This window comes from Seminibacterium arietis (assembly GCF_042675725.1).
Classification (GTDB): Bacteria; Pseudomonadota; Gammaproteobacteria; order Enterobacterales; family Pasteurellaceae; genus Seminibacterium; species Seminibacterium arietis.
Map to the genome: position 1 here is coordinate 227,941 of NZ_JBHTJN010000004.1, position 21,174 is coordinate 249,114.

18 protein-coding genes, 1 tRNA gene and 1 pseudogene are annotated in these 21,174 nt (G+C 35.3%); 3 read left to right on the plus strand and 17 right to left on the minus strand.

Going from position 1 to position 21,174, the window contains the following annotated elements; translation table 11 throughout:
- Positions 1-38: 38 nt before the first annotated feature.
- From ACFQ02_RS02020 to dsbC, 6 genes and pseudogenes are all read right to left on the minus strand, one after another.
- Positions 39-2,009 (minus strand): tRNA(Met) cytidine acetyltransferase TmcA, encoded by a 1,971-nt coding sequence (locus ACFQ02_RS02020; protein WP_380818626.1) that lies wholly within the window; start codon positions 2,007-2,009, stop codon positions 39-41.
- The gene (gene ybeY / locus ACFQ02_RS02025; RefSeq protein ID WP_380818629.1) at positions 2,003-2,479 is read right to left on the minus strand and encodes an rRNA maturation RNase YbeY; all 477 of its coding nucleotides are present in this window, start codon (positions 2,477-2,479) and stop codon (positions 2,003-2,005) included. Before ybeY ends, ACFQ02_RS02020 begins: the two co-directional genes overlap by 7 nt.
- A gap of 38 nt (positions 2,480-2,517) precedes the next feature.
- The gene (locus tag ACFQ02_RS02030) at positions 2,518-3,207 is read right to left on the minus strand and encodes a 5'-methylthioadenosine/adenosylhomocysteine nucleosidase (protein WP_380818631.1); all 690 of its coding nucleotides are present in this window, start codon (positions 3,205-3,207) and stop codon (positions 2,518-2,520) included.
- Positions 3,204-3,891: pseudogene (locus ACFQ02_RS02035) on the minus strand (thiol:disulfide interchange protein DsbA/DsbL). The gene ACFQ02_RS02030 and the pseudogene ACFQ02_RS02035 overlap by 4 nt, the downstream one beginning before the upstream one ends.
- A complete protein-coding gene (gene recJ / locus ACFQ02_RS02040; protein ID WP_380818634.1) occupies positions 3,891-5,612 on the minus strand; it encodes a single-stranded-DNA-specific exonuclease RecJ in 1,722 nt (573 codons plus the stop codon). The pseudogene ACFQ02_RS02035 and the gene recJ overlap by 1 nt, the downstream one beginning before the upstream one ends.
- Positions 5,613-5,630: 18 nt before the next feature.
- On the minus strand, positions 5,631-6,317 hold the full coding sequence (dsbC, locus tag ACFQ02_RS02045) for a bifunctional protein-disulfide isomerase/oxidoreductase DsbC (protein ID WP_380818636.1): 687 nt from the start codon (positions 6,315-6,317) through the stop codon (positions 5,631-5,633).
- Between the two features lie 205 nt (positions 6,318-6,522).
- On the opposite strand from dsbC, the gene prfB reads away from it, so the two are divergent.
- A protein-coding gene (prfB, locus tag ACFQ02_RS02050; RefSeq protein WP_380818638.1) for a peptide chain release factor 2 occupies positions 6,523-7,621 on the plus strand; the annotation gives its coding sequence in 2 pieces (ribosomal slippage) (positions 6,523-6,597 and positions 6,599-7,621; 1,098 coding nt in all).
- Positions 7,622-7,691: 70 nt separating this feature from the next.
- Positions 7,692-9,203, plus strand: coding sequence for a lysine--tRNA ligase (gene lysS, locus ACFQ02_RS02055; RefSeq protein ID WP_380818641.1), 1,512 nt, complete (start codon positions 7,692-7,694; stop codon positions 9,201-9,203).
- A gap of 82 nt (positions 9,204-9,285) precedes the next feature.
- On the opposite strand, the gene znuA is transcribed toward lysS, so the two are convergent.
- The 3 genes from znuA to mltA form a co-directional block, all read right to left on the minus strand.
- Positions 9,286-10,401, minus strand: a complete 1,116-nt coding sequence (gene znuA / locus ACFQ02_RS02060; RefSeq protein ID WP_380818643.1) for a zinc ABC transporter substrate-binding protein ZnuA — start codon at positions 10,399-10,401, stop codon at positions 9,286-9,288.
- Between the two features lie 94 nt (positions 10,402-10,495).
- A complete protein-coding gene (tcdA, locus tag ACFQ02_RS02065; protein WP_380818925.1) occupies positions 10,496-11,263 on the minus strand; it encodes a tRNA cyclic N6-threonylcarbamoyladenosine(37) synthase TcdA in 768 nt (255 codons plus the stop codon).
- Positions 11,263-12,345, minus strand: a complete 1,083-nt coding sequence (mltA, locus tag ACFQ02_RS02070; protein WP_380818645.1) for a murein transglycosylase A — start codon at positions 12,343-12,345, stop codon at positions 11,263-11,265. The genes tcdA and mltA overlap by 1 nt, the downstream gene beginning before the upstream one ends.
- Positions 12,346-12,534: 189 nt before the next feature.
- Here mltA and ACFQ02_RS02075 point away from each other — a divergent pair.
- Positions 12,535-12,611 (plus strand) — tRNA-Met (locus ACFQ02_RS02075).
- Positions 12,612-12,743: 132 nt separating this feature from the next.
- Here ACFQ02_RS02075 and ACFQ02_RS02080 read toward each other — a convergent pair.
- The 8 genes from ACFQ02_RS02080 to ACFQ02_RS02115 all read right to left on the minus strand — a co-directional run bounded on the left by ACFQ02_RS02080 (position 12,744) and on the right by ACFQ02_RS02115 (position 21,173).
- Positions 12,744-14,015: a TRAP transporter large permease gene (locus ACFQ02_RS02080; protein ID WP_380818647.1), complete on the minus strand. Its 1,272-nt coding sequence runs from the start codon at positions 14,013-14,015 to the stop codon at positions 12,744-12,746.
- Positions 14,015-14,494 carry a TRAP transporter small permease gene (locus ACFQ02_RS02085; RefSeq protein WP_380818650.1) on the minus strand — a complete coding sequence of 160 codons (480 nt, stop codon included), beginning with the start codon at positions 14,492-14,494 and terminating at the stop codon, positions 14,015-14,017. Before ACFQ02_RS02085 ends, ACFQ02_RS02080 begins: the two co-directional genes overlap by 1 nt.
- A 57-nt stretch (positions 14,495-14,551) precedes the next feature.
- Positions 14,552-15,538 (minus strand): TRAP transporter substrate-binding protein, encoded by a 987-nt coding sequence (locus ACFQ02_RS02090; protein ID WP_380818928.1) that lies wholly within the window; start codon positions 15,536-15,538, stop codon positions 14,552-14,554.
- Positions 15,539-15,562: 24 nt separating this feature from the next.
- On the minus strand, positions 15,563-16,588 hold the full coding sequence (locus ACFQ02_RS02095; protein WP_380818652.1) for a zinc-binding alcohol dehydrogenase family protein: 1,026 nt from the start codon (positions 16,586-16,588) through the stop codon (positions 15,563-15,565).
- Positions 16,589-16,857: 269 nt separating this feature from the next.
- The gene (locus ACFQ02_RS02100) at positions 16,858-17,499 is read right to left on the minus strand and encodes a bifunctional 4-hydroxy-2-oxoglutarate aldolase/2-dehydro-3-deoxy-phosphogluconate aldolase (protein ID WP_380818653.1); all 642 of its coding nucleotides are present in this window, start codon (positions 17,497-17,499) and stop codon (positions 16,858-16,860) included.
- 38 nt (positions 17,500-17,537) lie between these two features.
- Positions 17,538-18,293: an FCD domain-containing protein gene (locus tag ACFQ02_RS02105; RefSeq protein ID WP_380818931.1), complete on the minus strand. Its 756-nt coding sequence runs from the start codon at positions 18,291-18,293 to the stop codon at positions 17,538-17,540.
- 162 nt (positions 18,294-18,455) lie between these two features.
- Positions 18,456-19,859 carry a glucuronate isomerase gene (gene uxaC, locus ACFQ02_RS02110; RefSeq protein WP_380818655.1) on the minus strand — a complete coding sequence of 468 codons (1,404 nt, stop codon included), beginning with the start codon at positions 19,857-19,859 and terminating at the stop codon, positions 18,456-18,458.
- 12 nt (positions 19,860-19,871) lie between these two features.
- Positions 19,872-21,173, minus strand: coding sequence for a TRAP transporter large permease (locus tag ACFQ02_RS02115; RefSeq protein ID WP_380818657.1), 1,302 nt, complete (start codon positions 21,171-21,173; stop codon positions 19,872-19,874).
- Position 21,174 lies beyond the last annotated feature (1 nt).

Genomic DNA, 21,174 nt, shown 5'->3' on the forward strand with positions numbered 1-21,174 from the left:
ATTGAAATTAAAGAAGAACAAAAATAATTCAAGTTAAATCATAAAATACTGTGATATTTTTGCAACATTTCTTTTACTTCTTGCCGATATAAACTAAGCGTTTGCTTTCTCCCTAAAGTAAAATTTGACTTTTCTGCTATCATCATCGCATCACAATAATCAGACAATAAACTATTGTCCGCTTCAACATATCGAAGTAAGCGACGAATAGCGGGCAATGTAGTCGATAAAGAGCGGTGAAAATTTGCAAAATTTTGTAAAGAAATCAAATCTTCTTCTCGCAAACACCAATCAATTGACGTAGTTGCGAAATATTTCGCTAAACAATGAAAAGAAAGTGAAATATTTCTTTTAAAATGCGAAATAGCTTTTTGGCAAAAATTTTCACCGCACTTTGATACTGCACGTAATGCAATGACAGAATAACACCCACTAGTTGCTTCTTGATTTTCCCCTACATGGACAATGTTAAACCCACATTTTTGCCAAAACTTTGCTAATTCAGGAGTATAACCAAAGCTCACTGAAATGAAATCCACTTGGGAATTTTCAACGACTTTTTCTATTAATTTCTGTCCGATTCCTTTCTGCTGCCAAGCAGGAAGTAAAGCTATTCGTGAAATACGTTTTGATTGTAGCTTACAGGCTTGTGATAAATTCATTTGATGACAAAGTTGTTGTGCTACTAAGTTTCCCCGAGGACGACGCACTCCTAATTGAATTTGCTTAATTAAGTTGAGATCTTGCATGTTGCCTTCAGCAACAGTCCATACTCCACCAATAACTTTTTGATCACATTCTGCTAGAGTAAAAAATTGATTTTCAGCATCAAACAAACGACGCAGATCTACAGGCGAAGTACGATAATGAGCGGCTACTAATAAACCGTAAAATTCACAAAAAGCATTCTTTATAAGCAAATCTTGTTGCGAAAATTCGCTAATGTTAATTTTAGATTCAATTTGAAATGGCTGCTTAGTAAGTTTATCTTCTGCATTAACCTGTAACAATTCATCAATAAAAGGCTCTATAGTATCATCTTGTCGCCAGCGTAAAGGTTTACATAATTCAAAACATGCTAAAGTGCGGTGATTTTTCTGCATAAATCGTAGCAAAAATCCACGTCCTGTACCTTCATAACTTTGCACCGTTGTAGTGCAAACAATACGGAAAAAATTTGAGATCAATTTTTGTAATAATGGAATGGGGAGCATGGCTGCTTCATCAATAATCAACCACTGAGTTTGATACTGCAATGGATTTTTTTCAATTTGTTCGCATAATAAATCGGGAGCTATAAACTTGAGATTTTTATTAGAAAATTTTTGTAAAATTTTGACCGCACTTTTATTCGGGGCTGTCATTATTACAGAATCAAGATGACTCGCTAAAAATCCAGCTAAAGCTGACTTTCCCCTACCTCGCTTTGCTGTAATGACATAGATTTGTTGCTTAGCATTTAAAATTTGTTCGATAATTTCTCGCTGTTCTAGTGTCGGCTGTAGCGACAGGCTTTGCTTTATATTAATAGTATTTGGCGTTACCTTAAAATTCAAATTTGGATTTAAGGATAAACTTTGTTGGTAAATAGGAAATCGATATTTTTCAACAAGTTTTTGAAAAAAATGAATAAAATTTGGAGTCTTGCTTGCTTGGTTTAATCCATTCCAACGCAAACTATCTTGATCAATTTGAGATCGAAGGCTTTCCCAGTGGTTAAATAATAAAACTAGCACCCCACCAGCCTGTAACGTCCCTACAGCTATAGCTAAAGCCTCTAAATTTATTCCAACACGGGCATCATAAATGATACATCGATGTTCTTGTCCTAGCTGATTTCTAGCTTTATTAAAGGGGACGTGCAAGGTAGAAAATTCAACTTCAAAAAGTGGATAATTTTCTTGATAAAAAACTACCGCACTTAACAATTTAGAAGAAAAAATTTTATCTACTTGTTGACGAAGCCAAACATCTTCTCCTACTAATAACGCAATTTGCCGAGCTAGCAATGTTCATTTTTCTCCGCTAAATAAGGATCTTCAAATCCTAAATTTTGCATAATTCGTGTTTCAAGGCTTTCCATTTCTTCAGCATCAATATCTTCAATGTGATCATAACCAAGCAAATGCAGACAACCATGCACAACCATATGAGCCCAATGTGCAACAAGCTGTTTATTTTGCTCTTTTGCCTCTTTTTCAACCACTTGACGGCAAATAACTAAATCACCGAGCAATGCCAATTCGACTTCATCAGGACACTCGAAAGGAAAAGATAAAACGTTTGTTGGGCGATCTTTACCGCGATAAATTAAATTTAACTGATGACTTTCATCTTCATCGACAATTCGTACAGTAATTTCAGGCTCATTACATTGCGGTTGAATTGCCAATGTTGCCCAATATTCAATTTGCTCCAATGTAGGCAAGTGTTCTGTATTTTCTGTAGCAACTTGCAAGTCAACTATCACTTTTCTCATTTTTTGTTCTCAATTTTTACTAAAACTGCGGTTAATTTTTACAAATTTTTCAACATTGCTAGCACCATTTCTGAAGATTGTTTTGCTGCTAACGGCAAAAACTCTTCAAAAGATACTGATGCACTACCATCCCCACTATCGGACACTGCACGTACGACTACAAAAGGTAGCTCGAAAGAATGGCACACTTGAGCAATTGCGGCTGCTTCCATTTCTACAGCGATCACATCAGGAAAGTCGCTCTTAATTTGATCGATTTTATCATTGCTATTAATAAAAGAGTCACCTGAACAAACTAAACCAAACTGTACATTCAAGCCTTGTTGTTTAGCAATTTGAGCGGCAAGTGCGGTTAGTTTTTTATCAGAAATAAAACGTTTTGGACACGCTGGTAGTTGCCCTTTAGCATAACCAAATGCTGTTACGTCCGCATCATGATAAGCTGTTTCTGTAGAAATAATCACATCACCGACTTTTAATCCTGTCGCAACACCTCCCGCAGAACCAGTATTAATAACAAGATCTGGCTTAATTATCTGTAAAAGTGCTGTAGTTCCAATAGTTGCCGCCACTTTACCAATACCAGATTGCAATAAAGCAATCTCTTTACCATCGATTTTGCCTTGATAAATCACAAAATTAGCAATTTTTATTTCATTCTTTTCCGTCATTAAAGCTGACAAAATTTCAACTTCTTGAGCCATCGCTCCTACAATACCTATTTTCATTTAGCTTCTCTTTCTATTTTATTAAGTAGAAAATCCAACACTGCGAAACTATATTCATCATTGTACAATGTGCTGGCAGTGAGTACATATTTACCATTAATAATCACGTATGGATAAGTGAATACACCATAATCTTCCGTCATTTTCACCGCACTTTTCACTAATTTTTTCACTTGAGATGAGTGAGACAACTTTTCAAACTCTTGTAAATTAACTTGCTGTTGTGTTAACCAACTAGCAAATTGATTTTTTCGCATTAACTCAATAAAGCGACGTTTTTCCGATGTTTCAAATAACAATAAATCTGAAACTTGTAACGCATTTAGGATTTGTAATGTGAAAAAAATTTGTGCAGATTTAGTTGCCGTTACAGTTGCTACGGGCATTTCCACAAATACGACTTTATCTCGATTTATTTGACTATAAAGAGTTAAAATTTCTTGTGCGAAAGAACATACTCGGCAATCATAATCAAAAAAAAAACTGAATCAGAATTTTATGATCTTCACGTTCAGGTAAATTAATCGGTTCCTGATAACTAAAATAATCTCTCCCATCTTGGAATGCTACTGCATCAGGCGTACTAGAGCTAGAATTTGATATTTTTTGTGCAAAAGCAGTAGAAATGCTAAAAAAATAACATAATCCCCATAAAATCCACCGCACTTTTTGCCCGTTCATCATCACCCTACCATCGGCTCAATATAATCTACTAACAGTTGTAAATTACGACTACCACGAAATTCATTAATATCTAATTTATAGGCCAATTTGACATTTTTAATTGATAAATCAGGATAATAGCGAGTATCTACATTAAATGCAATGGCATCAAGTAATGGTCCACCATGCTTAGGTTCTACTATCATCTTTAAATGCCGTTCACCGACTAAACGCTGCTGTAAAATTGTAAACTCACCATCAAAACAAGGTTCTGGGAAAGCCTGCCCCCAAGGTCCAGCTTGCTGCAATATTTCAGCGGTGTGTAAATTTAGTCGTTGTGGTGTTAATTCACCATCTGTCCATACTATATTTTTAACTGGTTGAGAATTCATAAATTCTGTAACTACTTTATTAAATTCTCGTTGAAAATCTACAAACAAATCAGCTTGAATGCTCAAACCAGCCGCCATTGCATGTCCACCAAATTTCAAAATCATTTCTGGATTACGAGAGTAAATCCGCTCCAAAATATCTCGAATATGAATCCCCTCTATTGAACGACCAGATCCCTTTAGCACGCCTTCTTGATCTGTTGCAAAAGCAATAACGGGGCGATGAAATTGATCTTTCAAACGTGAAGCTACAATTCCTAATACACCTTGATGCCAATCTGATTGATATAATGCAATACCAAGAGGTAAATTGGGTTGTTGTGCTGAGATTTTACGACAAATTTCAAGAGCTTCTGTTTTCATTCCTTGTTCAATTTCTTTACGAGTCTGATTTAAACTATCTAACTCTAACGCTAAAGCTCGTGCAATCTCAATATTTTCAGCGAGTAATAGTTTTACGCCTATCGTCATATTATCTAATCGTCCAGCAGCATTTAATCGTGGAGCGATAGAAAATCCCAAATCAGAGGCAGACAAATATTCAGCTTGACGATGGGCAACTTCTATTAACGCTTTAATGCCATAACAACAATGACCAGCTCGAATACGCTGTAGCCCTTGATGTACAAAAATACGGTTATTTTGATCTAATGGTACAACATCCGCAACAGTACCTAATGCGACAAGATCCAACAAATTAGCGAAATTTGGTTGAGATTTTTCATCAATTTTTCCTATTTCTCGTAATTTTGCTCGCAATGCTAACATCACATAAAATGCAACTCCGACGCCAGCTAAAAATTTTGATGGGAAACAACAATTCTCTAGATTAGGATTTACAATCGAATCAGCATTGGGGAGCGTTTCGGGTGGTAAATGATGATCAGTAATTAACACTTGTACACCATGCTGCTTTAAAAAAGCCACACCTTCATGAGAAGACACTCCATTATCTACCGTAATTAGTAAGTCAACATTTTTATGCAACGCTACTTTTGCGACATCAAGACTTAATCCATACCCTTGCTCAAAACGATTAGGGATTAAATAATCTACACAGTTAAATCCTAATTGATGTAAAGCAGATACTATTAATGCCGTGCTAGTTGCACCATCCGCATCAAAATCGCCGACAATGACAATATTCAACGAATGTTCCCTTGCATTAATCAATAAATCAACCGCACTTTCAATACCTTGCAGCAGCGTTGGAGCAAGCATGGATTTTAAAGTGTGATCTAACTGTTGTGTATTCTCAATTTGACGAGAACGATACAATTGATCTAGTAGCGGATCGTCACTTACTTTTTCGCCTTTTGGAATAGTACGTCGTTGAATCACTTTATTCACATCATCACTCTTTTTAATTTAAAAATCTTTTATTTCCAAAGCCCGTAATAAATCAGCAGGTTTTAAATAACCGCCTATCACATTCCCCTCTGCGGTAACAATTGCTGGTGTACCTTGCACACCAAACTGTGTGCCTAAATTATAATGACGTTTGACGATTAAAGGTGTTTTCAACATTTTTGGAAAATTACCTTTTTCAGCTTCGTTTAAGGCAAAAATAGGATCCTCCGCTGTCCAAATAGCTTCCATTTGACTTGCAGTTTTACTACTTAGACCCGCTCGTGGAAATGCTAAATATCGAACTGTAATACCCAATTTATTATACTCACTTACTTGCTGATGCAATAAATGGCAATAATGGCAACTAATATCCATAAATACTGTAACAACATATTTTTCATTTTTTGCAGGATACACTAGCATCTCTTTTTGCAATACATTTAACTTATCTGTTAACACTTTCCCTGTTAAATCCACCGCACTTTTATCAGTCAACTTAAATAATTTTCCTTGTAAAACATATTGTCCATCTTCTGAACTATAAAAAACACCTTGATCCGTTATCACTGTTTTTATACCGCTTAACGGCGAAGATTTGATTTCTACACCACTCATTCCAAGAGCTGTGAAGCGATTAATCAAAGCATCATTTGCTATCACAGAAAAAGTCGCAAAAATACCAAATGCGATTAAAAATTTTTTCATGCTAGATCCTATTTTCAAAACAAATTTTTTTACTAAAAGCCTCCGCATTCTATCACAAGCAAATCCTTATCGCCAATTGCTCACTACTGGTCAAATTACATAGTAACCGTGGAGAAAATAAACTTTATTACAACTTATTTGCACTATCCAATCGCTACAAAATAGCATATAATTTAAGATCAAGAGTTATTTTCTTAAATCAATTATGTTTGAAATAAATCCAATCAAAAACAAAATCCTTAATTTAGCCGACCGCACTTCGTTGCTTCGGGGGTATCTTTGACTTTGAGACAAAACTAGAACGTCTTGAAGAAGTTAATGCAGAACTTGAACAACCTGAGATTTGGAATAATCTAGAGCAAGCCCAAGCTTTAGGCAAAGAACGCTCAACATTAGAACAAGTTGTTGGCACTATTAGAGAGCTAGAACAGGGCTTTGAAGATGTAGACGGTTTATTGGAGCTTGCTATAGAAGCGGAAGATCAAGAAACATTTAATGAAGCTGTTGCAGAACTAGATATTCTTGAGAAAAAATTGTCTCAACTCGAATTTCATCGCATGTTTAGTGGCGTTAACGATGCTGCAGATTGCTATGTAGATTTGCAAGCGGGTTCAGGTGGTACAGAGGCCCAAGACTGGACAGAAATGTTGTTGCGTATGTATTTACGCTGGGCAGAGAGCAAAGGTTTTAAAACCGAACTGATGGAAGCTTCTGACGGTGATGTAGCTGGAATAAAATCCGCTACAATCAAAGTTTCTGGAGAATACGCTTTTGGCTGGTTGCGTACAGAAACAGGAATTCATCGTCTCGTCCGAAAAAGTCCTTTTGATTCCAATAATCGTCGTCACACTTCATTCAGTGCAGTATTTGTCTATCCTGAAATTGATGATGATATTGATATTGAAATCAATCCCGCCGATTTACGCATAGATGTATATCGTGCTTCTGGTGCAGGTGGTCAACACGTTAACCGTACTGAAAGTGCGGTGCGGATTACGCATATTCCAAGTGGTATCGTAGTGCAATGTCAAAATGATCGCTCTCAACACAAGAACAAAGAGCAATGTATGAAACAGTTAAAAGCAAAACTGTACGAAATGGAATTACAGAAAAAAAATGCAGAAAAACAAGCAATGGAAAATACTAAATCCGATATTGGTTGGGGAAGTCAAATCCGCTCCTATGTGTTAGACGATGCACGCATTAAAGACTTACGCACAGGTGTAGAAAATCGTAACACTCAAGCGGTACTAGATGGTGATTTAGATCGATTCATCGAAGCAAGCTTGAAAGCAGGTTTATAACAGTTTTTATAGAAAATGGCTCTAGCAGTCGCTTTCTATGAATAATTATCAAAAACATAAGGGTGAAAAAATGTCAGAACAACAAACAACAGAATTAGATTTTAACGGTGAAATAGCTGTTCGCCGTGAAAAGTTGACCGCACTTCGTCAAAAAGGCAATCCTTTTCCAAATAACTTTCGCCGTGATGCTTTAGCACAAGATTTGCATCATAAGTATAGTGAAATAGAAAGTGATGAACTAAAATCCCAACAAATTGAAGTAAAAGTCGCTGGTCGTATTATGACCCGTCGAGTGATGGGAAAGGCCACTTTTATTACTCTACAGGATATGAGCGGTCGTATTCAGCTTTATATCGCTCGAGATGCTTTAGCAGAAAGAGTTTACTCTGATGACGTAGGAAATTGGGATTTAGGTGATATTGTCGGTGTAAAAGGCACATTGTTTAAAACTAAAACAAACGAATTAACTGTACGTGCTTCAGAAGTACAATTACTAACTAAAGCATTACGTCCTCTTCCGAATAAATTCCATGGACTTTCTGATCAAGAAACGCGTTATCGCCAACGTTATTTAGATTTAATTTCTAATGAACAATCACGTCGCACTTTTATTATTCGTTCAAAAGTAGTAGCTGGCATTCGTAATTATTTCATTAATAAAGGATTCATTGAAGTTGAAACACCTATGCTACAAGTGATACCAGGCGGAGCATCTGCTAGACCATTTATCACCCACCACAATGCGTTAGATATTGATATGTATTTACGTATCGCCCCTGAACTCTATTTAAAACGGTTAGTGGTAGGTGGCTTAGAACGCGTATTTGAACTAAACCGCAACTTCCGCAATGAAGGGGTTTCTGTACGCCATAATCCTGAATTTACTATGCTTGAATATTATCAAGCCTATGCTGATTATCATGATCTTATGGACAATACTGAAGAATTATTGCGTCAATTAGCTTTAGATATTTTAGGCACAACAGTTGTACCTTACGGTGAATATGAATTTGATTTTGGTAAACCATTTGAACGTATCACTATGCATGATGCTGTATTAAAATATGGTGCAGATAAAGGCATCGTAAAAGAAGATTTATATAATTTTGAACGTGCATGTGCGGTAGCAAAAAAACTGGGAATTGAAGTGCAAAAATCTTGGGGGCTAGGTAGTATTGTCAATGCTATTTTTGAAGAGGTGGCGGAACATCATCTAATTCAGCCTACATTTTTAATGGCTCATCCTGCAGAAATTTCCCCTCTTGCCCGTCGTAACGATGAAAATCCAGAAGTAACAGATCGCTTTGAGCTATTTATTGGCGGTCGTGAAATCGGAAATGGTTTCTCAGAATTAAATGATGCAGAAGATCAAGCTGAACGATTTGATGCTCAAGTGGCAGCCAAAGAAGCAGGTGATGATGAAGCGATGTTCAAAGATGATGATTTTGTAACCGCACTTGAACACGGTTTACCACCTACTGCAGGTGAAGGATTAGGAATTGATCGCCTAGCGATGCTATTCGCCAATGCACCATCAATTCGAGATGTTATTCTATTCCCTGCAATGAAACAAAAAAACTAAGAAAGTAGATTAAAAAATTAATCATTCAGCAAAAACGCCACTTAAATGTGGCGTTTGTTTTATCTATTTTACTTAAAGTTAATTATTTTAAGCATTTCAAATAGCTATCTGCAGTGTATTGTAAGAAGTTAGCATAGGAATTTTTACCTAATTTTACAGCATCCCCCATTGGATCTAGTGTTCCTACTTTTACGCCAGTCGCTTTTTTCAAACCTTCTATTACTTTCGGTGTAAATTGTGGTTCAGCAAATAAGCATTGTACTTTATGTTCTTTAATTTCATGCTTAATTTTTGCTAAAGTTTTAGCGCCTGGTGCAACTAATGGATTAATAGTGAAATATCCCACTTGATTTAAGTCATATTCCTCATTGAAATAAGTGTAGGCGTCATGGAATACGTAAAACCCTTTTTTCTCAACAGGTTTTAATTGCTTTTCAATTTTGTCATCTACATCATCTAAAGTGCGGTTGAATTCCGCTAAATTTTTCTCAATAAGCGTTTTTTTCTCAGGATAAATTTCACTTAATCTTACCGCTACTTTTTTAGCAACTAATCCCGCAATATCAGGAGAATACCATACATGCCAATTAGTGCTTAAGCCTTGATGATTATGGTGTTCATGTCCATGATCATGTTTGTCAGCATGGTCATCATCGTGATCATGTTTATGTGCATGGTCGTGGTCATGATCATCATCGTGATTGTGTTTGTGAGCATGGTCATGATCATGGTCATCATCGTGATCGTGTTTGTGAGCATGGTCGTGATCATGTTCATCATCGTGATCGTGTTTGTGAGCATGGTCATGATCGTCGTCATCTCCATCATGGTGGTGATGATGTTCGCCTTTATGTAGCATATCATCAGAAATCTCTGACATCTCTGTAATAGTAATGACTTTTTTACGATCAACATCACGCAGCACTGACGTGTCTAAAAACATATCTACATCTTCACCAATCCATAAGATTAATTCAGCTGACTTAATTTTTTGTACATCAGAAGGTTTTAAACTATAGTCATGTGGTGATGCCCCTTTAGGCACTAATACATCAGTACTAGTTACTCCATCAGCAATTGATGAAGCAATAAAACCTAAAGGCTTTATTGAGGTTAAAACAGCTGCACTAGCAGCCATAGAAACAGACATAACAGCTGTTGCGACAATTGATTTAGCAAAAGTTTTTGTTAGATTCATAAATTTATCCTTTTGAAATGGAGTTCAAAACTTGCTTAGATTAAAGGTTTTTGTTATAAATTTCTATCTTTTTTTTTTAAAAAAAATAAGTCTATCAATTTTTTGATAACAATTTATCAATTACTCTGGATGCAGCAAAAAAACCAAATGTTGCAGTAACCATAGTCACCGCACCAAACCCATTGGCACAGTTCATAGTTGCAGATACTTCACAATCACCATCAACTTTTGGAAAGATCAATTGCTGGCTAGAAAAAACACAATCAATACCAAATTTACGCTTTCCATTTTGATTAAATCCATATTCTTTTCGTAAAACTGACCGCACTTTTGCCGCTAATGGATCCTGAATTGTTTTAGTTAAGTCTGCTATTTGAATTTGACTAGGATCTGTTTTTCCACCAGCACCTCCCACTGTTATTATGCGAATTTTATGTCTTTTGCAATAAGCAATCAATGCCGCTTTAGTACGTACATTATCAATTGCATCAATCACATAATCATAGTTACATTGCAAACAATCCGCCAAATTATCAGGAGAGATAAAATCATCAATAATATTTACTTTACATTGTGGATTGATCAACATCACTCTTTGTTTCATCACTTCTGTTTTTAATTGACCAACTGAACCACTCAACGCATGGATTTGACGATTAATATTAGTAACACAAATATCATCCATATCAATCATAGAAATTTGCCCAACACCTGTTCGAGCCAATGCTTCCACGATCCAAGATCCAACGCCACCAATTCCAATCACACAAACATGTGCTTGTGATAATTTTTGTAAAGCTACTTTGCCATACAATCGCCCAATACCACCGAATCGTTGTTCATAATTATCTAATCGTTCTATCATTGTAACAACCAAACTCGTCCGTAGTGTTTTGCTAAACCTGCAATATGTCCAGCTTTATCACCAATACCACGATATAAATCAAAATGCTGACCTTTAACAGCCCCCCCTACGTCTAATGCAACCATTAAACGTAAATGATGTTCACCACCCCATGTACCATCGTTATTAATAGTCGGCACTTCCATTAATAATACTGACCCTAATGGAATTAAATTACGATCTGCGGCTACTGCTGCCATTGGGATCAGAGGTACTCCAGCGGCACCTTTCACTTTGCCTTCAGGATCATTTTTAAAAAATACGTAAGAAGGATTACGCTCAAGCAAAGCTTGTAAACGCTCAGGATTCGCCGCTGCCCAGTTACGGATAGCTTGAATAGACACTTTTTCCTTAGGCACTTCCCCCTCTTCCACTAACAAACGCCCAATAGCGACATATTCAAAACCATTTTGTCCTGCATAAGCAAAATAACGTAGCTCACCATTACCGAAATCAACGTATCCACTGCCTTGTACACCAAGTAAAAAATTATCAATCATCGAATCACTATATGCCAATTCCAAACCTTTACCAGATAATGCTCCTGCGTAAATATCCGCACGACTTACTCGTTTTTGACTTGGTAAAGCATAAATAGGTTGATTAAATTTACCTGTAGGTTTATGACGAGCATGAATAACAGGGGAATAATATCCCGTCATCAACACATTTTGATAACCATCTTGTCCCTGCATTAATTGTGGTTGAATACCAAATTCTACTAGGGCATTAATTTCAGCTCCCGCTAATACCCAATTAGTGATTTTGCTATAGACTGAATGAAATTTATTAGTCAAACCTACAGAATATTCTCTTATACTAGAAAGTTGCGTTAAAAAATCACCTTGATTAACAACCGCACTTTGATTATCTACTACCTTTACTGGCTGTAGCACATTATGTTGATAACTACGATTTTGATATTTTGCTCCAAACATAGCTAGAGTAGAATCTTGAGCTGTTTTGCTAGCACAGCCTAACAATAAGATCGAACTAAAAAGTGCGGTCACTTTTTTCATATTTTGCCAACCAATATACATTAGTATCTCCTGACATCACTGCAATTGGAAAATATTATACGCTAACAAAAAAGACATGAAAACGATAGTATATAAACAATTAATTAGCTTAAAATGAATCTTTTGACTATTTTTATAACAATCAAAACTGATAAATTTATTTTTTCTTGCATAAATAAAAAAATAGCGTATAGTATCAGCTTCATCAGACGCGGGGTGGAGCAGCTTGGTAGCTCGTCGGGCTCATAACCCGAAGGTCGTTGGTTCAAATCCAGCCCCCGCAACCAAATTATACAAATCAACGAAATCTTCAAATATCTCAATAACGGTCATTCAACCAATCTAAATAAACTAGGTATACCCAACACATAAAACTCATCATAATGTTGGGCATAAATGCTATGCTATATTTGCTTTTGTTAAGATAGCCAATTCATCGGTACAATTACAATATCAGGGAATAAAGTAAGTAAGAAAAGAATTGCAAAATATACTATTAAAAATGGTAGAATTCCTTTTGATAATCTAGTAACACCAATTTTTGCTATACCTGATCCCACATATAACACTGTGCCAACAGGTGGTGTGATCAGACCAATAGATAAGTTAATTACCATCATGATTCCAAAATAAGTAATATCAATATTATAGGCTCTTAGTAATGGCGTAATGACTGGAACAAAAATTAATACTGCTGGAATTAAGTCCATTACACAGCCTACTAATAATAAGAAAAAAGTTAAGATTAACATCAATACCATTGGACTATCAGTCATCCCTTTAATCATACTTACTAAATCAGTAGGAATTTGTGCCACAGTAATAGCAAAACCAGAAATCATCGCAGCAGCTGCTACAAACATAACCATTGACGTGGTTTTTATAGTATTCAGAAAAACTTCTTGCAACGTTTTCCAATTTAAAGAGCGGTACAAAATACTAACTAATGTCGCATAAATTGCAGCAACTACTCCAGCTTCTGTTGGAGTAAAAATTCCACCACGTAACCCAACAATAATAATCATCGGTAACATTAATGGCAAAAATGCTTTCTTGAAAGCAATCCAACGCTGCTTTCCCGTTTGTTTAGGCTCAAGATTTTGTTGTTCATTGCGATATAAAAATTTCCACATTAACCACAACCCAATCACCATTAATAACCCTGGTACCGTTCCCCCCATGAATAATTTTGTAATTGAAGTACCCGCAGTAATTCCATAAACAATCATTGGAATACTCGGGGGAATCACTACAGAAATAATTCCTGCTGCACAAATTAGCCCTGTAGATCGTGCTGTATCATATTTTCTTGCAACCATCATTGGAATTAGAATTGCACCTAGTGCTGCTGTGTCAGCTACTGCCGAACCTGATAGCCCTGCGAAAATTAAACCTGAAATAATTGCAACATAGCCTAATCCACCTTTAATATGCCCTACCATACTCATAGCAAAATTAATAATTCTTTCAGAAATACCTCCATATTTCATAATTTCGCCTGTAAGCATAAAAAATGGGATTGCCATTAAAGGAAAATTATTTGTTCCCATTACGACATTTTCTGCTATTAATTGGGCATCAAACATATCCATTTTTATTAGCATAATACTTGCACTTAATATCATTGATAAAGCAACTGGCACCCCTAAAAATAAGAGTAAAAATAAACTACCTAAGAATAAAAACAACATTATTTATCACTCCCTTGTAATGCCCATTTTATATGTTTTGCTAAATTGATAAACACGATAAAAAAATAATATATTGATGAAATCACTGCAGCTAAATATAAAAATGCTGAGGAAATTTCTGTGGCGGGCATTTGCTGTGTATGTGTTAATAACATTAATTGATAGGCCCCTACACTAATAATTGCTGTTCCAATTAATACTAAAAAATCAGCTAAAAATATGATGTACATTTGAAGTTTAGCGGGAAGTGCTGAAACTATGACATCAACAGTTAAATGCCCTCTTTCTTTGGCAACTAAGATAATTCCAAGAAAAATCATATAAACAAAACAAATCCGTGCGAATTCTTCTGACCATGCAATACCTGAATCAAAGAAATATCGCAATAAAGCATTAAAAAACACCAAAGTAACCATGATAATTAATGCTAATACGGACAAGAATTTTAGTGTTTTATCTAGGTATTTTGATATTTCCATATTAACCTCTCTTTACAAAATTAAAATAGCGACCCTATCGAGTCGCTACTAAATAATTTATTTGGCATCATTAATTTTTTGGACGACATCTTTAGCCCAATCATATTTGTTATAAAGATTCTGATACATGCCTTCAACACCTTTTAACATATCTGCTTTAAATTCATCACTTGGAACAATAATTTGTTTAGCATTCTTACGGAAAAAATCTTTCACTTCTTGCTCGTATTTAATCGCTAATTCCCATTCTTTATCAGTATAAACTTTGGCAGCTTCTAAAAAGATAGCTTGATCTTCTTTTGGAATTTTATTCCAAGTTTTCAAACTCATTTGTAATAGACCAGGAGTAAATATATGATTAGTTTCAATAATATATTTTTGAACCTCGTATAAACCAGAGTCTTTGACTAACATATACGGATTTTCTTGTCCATCAATTACTTTCTGCTCAAGTGCGGTAAAAACTTCACTCAATGGCATACTTTGCGGATTTATATGCATTGAATTTGCCCAATCAACGAATAATGAATTTAGCGGAACTCTTAAGCGTAATCCTTTAAAATCATCAAATTTTTCGACTTTTTTATTTGATGAAATGACACGAAAACCATTCATTCCAAAGCTTAATAATTTAATTCCATATTTTTCCATTTTTTGCCCAATTTCTTGTGCAACTGGAGAATCAAATACTTTTTTAGCTTCAAGATTATCTTTAAATAAATAAGGCCACTCCCACACGCCAAATATTGGATCGACATTTTGTAGTAAACAGCCCGTAATTCCCATTTCAATGGTACCATTACGCAAGCCATTTAAGACTTGATCTTCACCGCCTAATTGATTATTTGGAAAAATGCGAATTTCATAACGATGATTTGTTTTTTCTTCTACAATTTTCTTGAAGTGTTCTTGCAAAACAATATGCGATGGATGTAAGTCAGAATTATAATGACCTAGTTTTATAATTGTTTTTGCCAATGTTTGAGTGCTAACTAAACAACCTAAAATTAACATTGCTTTTGTTAAATTTTTAATTTTCATTATGATACCCTCATTGATTTAACTAAATTAAAATACTGCATTAATTTTCAAATAATCTTCTGGATTATCTGAAAGCTCTTTCACATATTTTGGAATATCATCAAACGTAATAACTTTACTAATCATGTCATTTGGTCTGATTTTTCCATTTGCTAATAACTCCAACGCCTCTTCAAACTCTCCTTTACTTGTTCTTGCTCCATAAAGATTTAATTCTTTAAAAGTAATTAGATTTGTTGCCAATGATGTATCCGTTTTTGGCCAACCAGTGAAACCGATACGACCAGCAAAAGAAACATATTTCAACGTATTTTGAATAGCCACATTTGCTCCTGATGCTTCAATGACTACTTCAGCCATTTTGCCTTGAGTAATATCTTTAATACGCTCTAAATCATTTTCAGTTGATGGGTTAATTACATGTTTAATACCCAAAGATTGAGCATAATCCAAACGTTTATCAAGAATATCGACTAATATTGCTGTTGCACCATAAATTTGAGCCACCAATGCAGCCATTAATCCAATAGCACCAGCACCAATAACGACAACATGCTCGCCTTCTTTTACTTTAGTACGGTGAATTGCATGCAAAGAAATTGTTAGTGGTTCTGCTAGGGCTAATTCCTGAACTGGCATATTTGGTACTTTTACGACTAAGTGAGCAGGATGCCTAATGACCTCTTGCATACCACCATCAATATGCACACCAATTACACGTAAATTTTCACAGCAATTAGTTCTACCGATACTACAAGGGTAGCAATTACCACAATAGATATAAGGATCTACAATTACTTTATCACCTACTTTAATATTTTTCGGCATACCAATTCCAGATTCTATAATTGTTCCAATTATCTCATGACCTAAAATTCTTGGATAAGTAACTAGTGGGTTTGTACCACGATATGCTCCAATATCTGAACCACATATCCCCATACTTTCTACCTTAATCAACACATCTCTTTCCCCTTTCAATGGGAAATCTACTGATTTAACAGAAACATTTTCTGGCTCGGAAAGGCACACAGCTTTAACTTTTTTGCACATAGATAATATTCCTTACATTTAAATGAATTTTCAGAAATAAAATTTTATTTATTATTTATCGACTTAAATTGTACAAAAAAAAAACAACTGAACACCAAAAGATCTCAAATCTGTGAACCATATCACAGATTTTCTCAGGTTTTGGTTTACCAAATTAATGGGGAGAGAAAAGAAAAAGTGCGGTAAAAAAATAAAATATTTCACCGCACTTTTATAATAATATTTTTCTTTGCTACTGTAATTAAGCTAGCAAAATTGATAAGTAAATATTAGGCATTAACTAATTCTACAACTTCTTTAGTTAATCGACCAATTTCAACCCAATTTTTCGACTGTATTAGCGATTTCTCAACAAACCAAGAACCACCACAAGCTACAACATTTGGAATTGCTAAATAATCTTTAATATTATTTAAATTTACTCCTCCTGTTGGCATAATCTGTAATTGATTATAAGGACCAAGCAAAGCTTTGATCATTTTCACACCGCCACTGGCTTCTGCTGGGAAAAATTTAACTGCTGTTAGCCCCATTTCTAACGCGGCTTCCACAGACATCGGATTATTCACACCTGGAGTTACTGGAATATTCAGATCTTTGCAAAGTTGTACAATACGTGGGTTAAAACCTGGAGTGACAATAAAATCCGCCCCTGCATTTTTCGCTTGGAATACTTGCTCAGGTGTCAACACTGTACCTGCAGCAATTAAAATTTCAGGGTGATGTTGACGAATTAGACGAATTGCTTCCTCTGCTGCAGCTGAACGAAAAGTAATTTCTACTACAGGCAAACCATTCTCTGCTAATGTTTTACCTAAAGGTAAGATGTCTTCTGCGTAATCCAATGCAATGACTGGAACGACTTTAATTTGACGAAGTTTTTCAACAATTTGTACTGTTGTATATGCCATTTTTTAACCTTATTTGTTTTAGTTTAATATGAGTAATTTTATAATCCAACTACAACTGGACTACTGTTAAATAGATAACCATCAAAGTTAGGATCATCAATATCAGATAATTCAAACAGTTTTTGTTTTACATTTTCTAAATGTTGCCACATAGCTTTACGGGCTAAAGCTGGGTCTTTACGCTGAATAGCATTAAGAATACTTTCATGATCAAACAGCCACTGTTTACGATAATCAAAATTAGAAATTCGTGCATGTAAACCTTTCCACATCGGACTGTTTGTGCGATATTCCCATAAGCATTTTTGCATACGAATAAGCACTTCATTTTGTGTAATTTCAGCAATAGTACAATGAAACTCTTCATCTTCTACATATCCCTGGCTACCCAATTGAAGATTTTCTCTCTCTCGTCGTAAAATGTTTCGCAGTGAAATAATATCATTACGTGAAGCCTGAATAGCTGCAAATTCAGCTATACCACTTTCTAACAATTGACGAGCTTGCAACAATTCAAAAGGACCAATATCATCAGATTCAATGTAAGGAGCAGGCTGTCTTTGTTGATTTGGTAAGCCAATTACATATACTCCCGAACCTTTTTTTACTTCTACTAATCCCTCTAATTCGAGCATAATAATAGCCTCACGAATTACTGTGCGACTAACGCCAAATTGCTCAGCAAAATCTCGCTCTGGAGGTAAACGTTCACCAATTTTATAAACATTTCTACTCAAATCTTGTTTAAGTAGCTCACCAATTTTTTTGTAAGATCTGAGAGAATTTTCTTCAATTTTCATTTCTAAATTAAACCACACAAATAAAAGATAGTTGAATTATTCTAACATATCTGCCTATTTTTTGATTACCCCAATATAGGTGTTATACCAATTATATAATGCTGCTTAAAGTGCGGTCATTTTTAGAAAATGACTACACGTTAAACAAGCTAATTTTTATTTAAAAAAACCTTTTGCATTGTTATAGCAAATATTTTTCACCATTCCACCAATCAATTCCATATCATTTGGTGCTTCACCATTTTCAACCCATTTACCCAGCATTTCACATAAGATACGACGGAAATATTCATGACGGGTATAAGAAAGAAAACTACGAGAATCTGTCAACATCCCAACAAATTGACTTAACAAACCAAGCTGAGAGAGCTGTTGAAGCTGACGTTCCATTCCATCTTTTTGATCATTAAACCACCAACCAGAACCAAATTGAATTTTGCCAGCTACACCTCCACCTTGGAAATTGCCAATCATTGTACCAATCATCTCGTTATCACGTGGATTTAAGCAATAAAGAATAGTTTTAGGTAATTGATCAGTGCGTTCCATTTGATCTAATAATGCTGAAAGTTGCTCTGCATAATTACGATCTCCTATAGAATCAAATCCTGCATCCGCACCAAGCAACTTAAACATACGACTGTTATTATTGCGAATTGCTCCAATATGATATTGCATTACCCAACCTAATTTGTGATATTGTTTTCCCAACCACACTTGAACTGCGGTACTAAATTGAGCAATTTCTACTTCAGAAAGGGTATGACCTGATAAACGACGTTGTAAAATGCGATCTAATTCATTATCTGCTGGAATTGGAGCATAACGAACAATTTCAATACCATGATCAGCTGCTTTACAGCCATGAGCATCAAAATGAGCTAAACGTGTAAGTAAAACTTGTTTTAATTCACTAAAACTGTTGATTTTACTCCCTGCCTGTTCACCTAATTTAGCGATATATTCTACAAAGTCCGTACGCTCAATTTTAAATACGCGATCGGGGCGGAAAGTCGGCGTAACTTCAACATCAAAAGATTTATCTTCTGCTATTTGTCGATGATAAACTAAGCTATCAATCGGATCGTCCGTCGTACCAGCCATTACAACATTCATTTGCTTCATAATACCGCGAGCAGAATACTCTGTTTCACTCAAACAAGCATTACAATGTTCCCATACAGATTGAGCCGTTTTAGGACTAAATATAGTATCGGTGAGACCAAAAGGTCGCTTTAATTCTAAATGAACCCAATGGTAAATAGGATTGCCAATGCATTGAGGCACAACTGTTGCCCATTTTTGATATTTTTCAAAATTAGAGGCTTCACCTGTAATAAAATGCTCTTCTACACCAGCAGTACGCATCGCTCGCCATTTGTAATGATCACCCTCTAACCAAATTTCTGCCAAATCTTTAAATTGGCGATTTTCTGCAATTTCTTTTGGACTCAAATGACAGTGATAATCAAATATTGGCATATCTTTTGCATATTCATGATATAAACGTTGTGCTGTATCTGTAGAAAGTAAAAAATCAGAATTCATAAATGGTTTCATTATGTACCTCTATTAATAATTAAGAAATAGTTTTGGTAAAATTAAGCTAATATTAGGAATAAACGTTACTAACATTAAAGTAGCAAATAATACGAAGAAAAAAGGAATCATTGTTTTGATGACTTTATCAATACCCACTTTAGCAACTGAGCAACCGACAAACAACGCACTACCTACTGGAGGAGTACAAATACCAATACATAAGTTAAAAGTCATCATGATCCCAAAATGAACAGGATCAAGCCCCATTTCTACTGCAATTGGCAAGAAAATAGGAGTGAAAATTAACACCGCTGGAGTCATATCCATAAATGTACCTACTACTAATAAAATAATATTAATAGTCAGTAACACGATAATTGGATTATCCGAGATATAAGTAAATGCATCTTGAATCAAATAGGGAACATCTGCATTTGCCATTGCCCAAGACATTCCCGACGATGCTCCAATTAGCAATAATACTATAGCGGTTGTCACAGCCGACTCCAAAATCACTCGAGGTAATTCACTTAATTTTAATTCTTTATAAATAAAGACTGATAAAATCAAAGTATAAACCACAGCTATAGCAGAGCCCTCTGTTGCAGTAAAAATCCCAGCAATGATGCCTCCAATTACTATAACAATTAGCAATAAGGATGGAATTGCATCAATAGTTTTTACTAACACTTGTTTACAGGTTGCTTTTTCGCTTTTTGGATATTTACGTCTTGTTGCAATAAAACCTGCGACAAGCATCACGCCTAATCCCATTAGAATACCTGGTAAGTATCCTGCTAAAAAAAGAGCAAAAATTGACGTACCACCAGAAACTAAAGAATATACAATTAAAGTATTACTTGGCGGAATCAGCAATCCTGTCGGACAAGAGGCAATATTGACTGCTGCTGAGAGTTCTGGTTGGTATCCTTCTTTCTTTTGCAGTGGTGCCATAATTCCACCCATCGCTGCACTTGATGCTACCGCTGATCCTGAAATCGAGCCAAACATCATATTTGCTAATACATTACAGTGAAATAGTGAACCTGGTAATCTCGCTCCTAGCACTTTCGCTAACTCAATTAAACGGATTGCAATACCACCACGGTTCATAATATTGCCCGACAAAATAAAAAACGGAATAGCTAATAAAGCAAAATTATCTAGCCCTGATGCCATTTTTTGTGTAACAACCATCAATGCAGATTCAAAAAGCAATGACACACAAATAGTTAATAGTGTCGATATAGCAATGGAATATGAAATTGGTACAGATAATATTAATAAAACAGCAAAACTACCAAACAACGTTAAAATTGATGTTAATTCCATA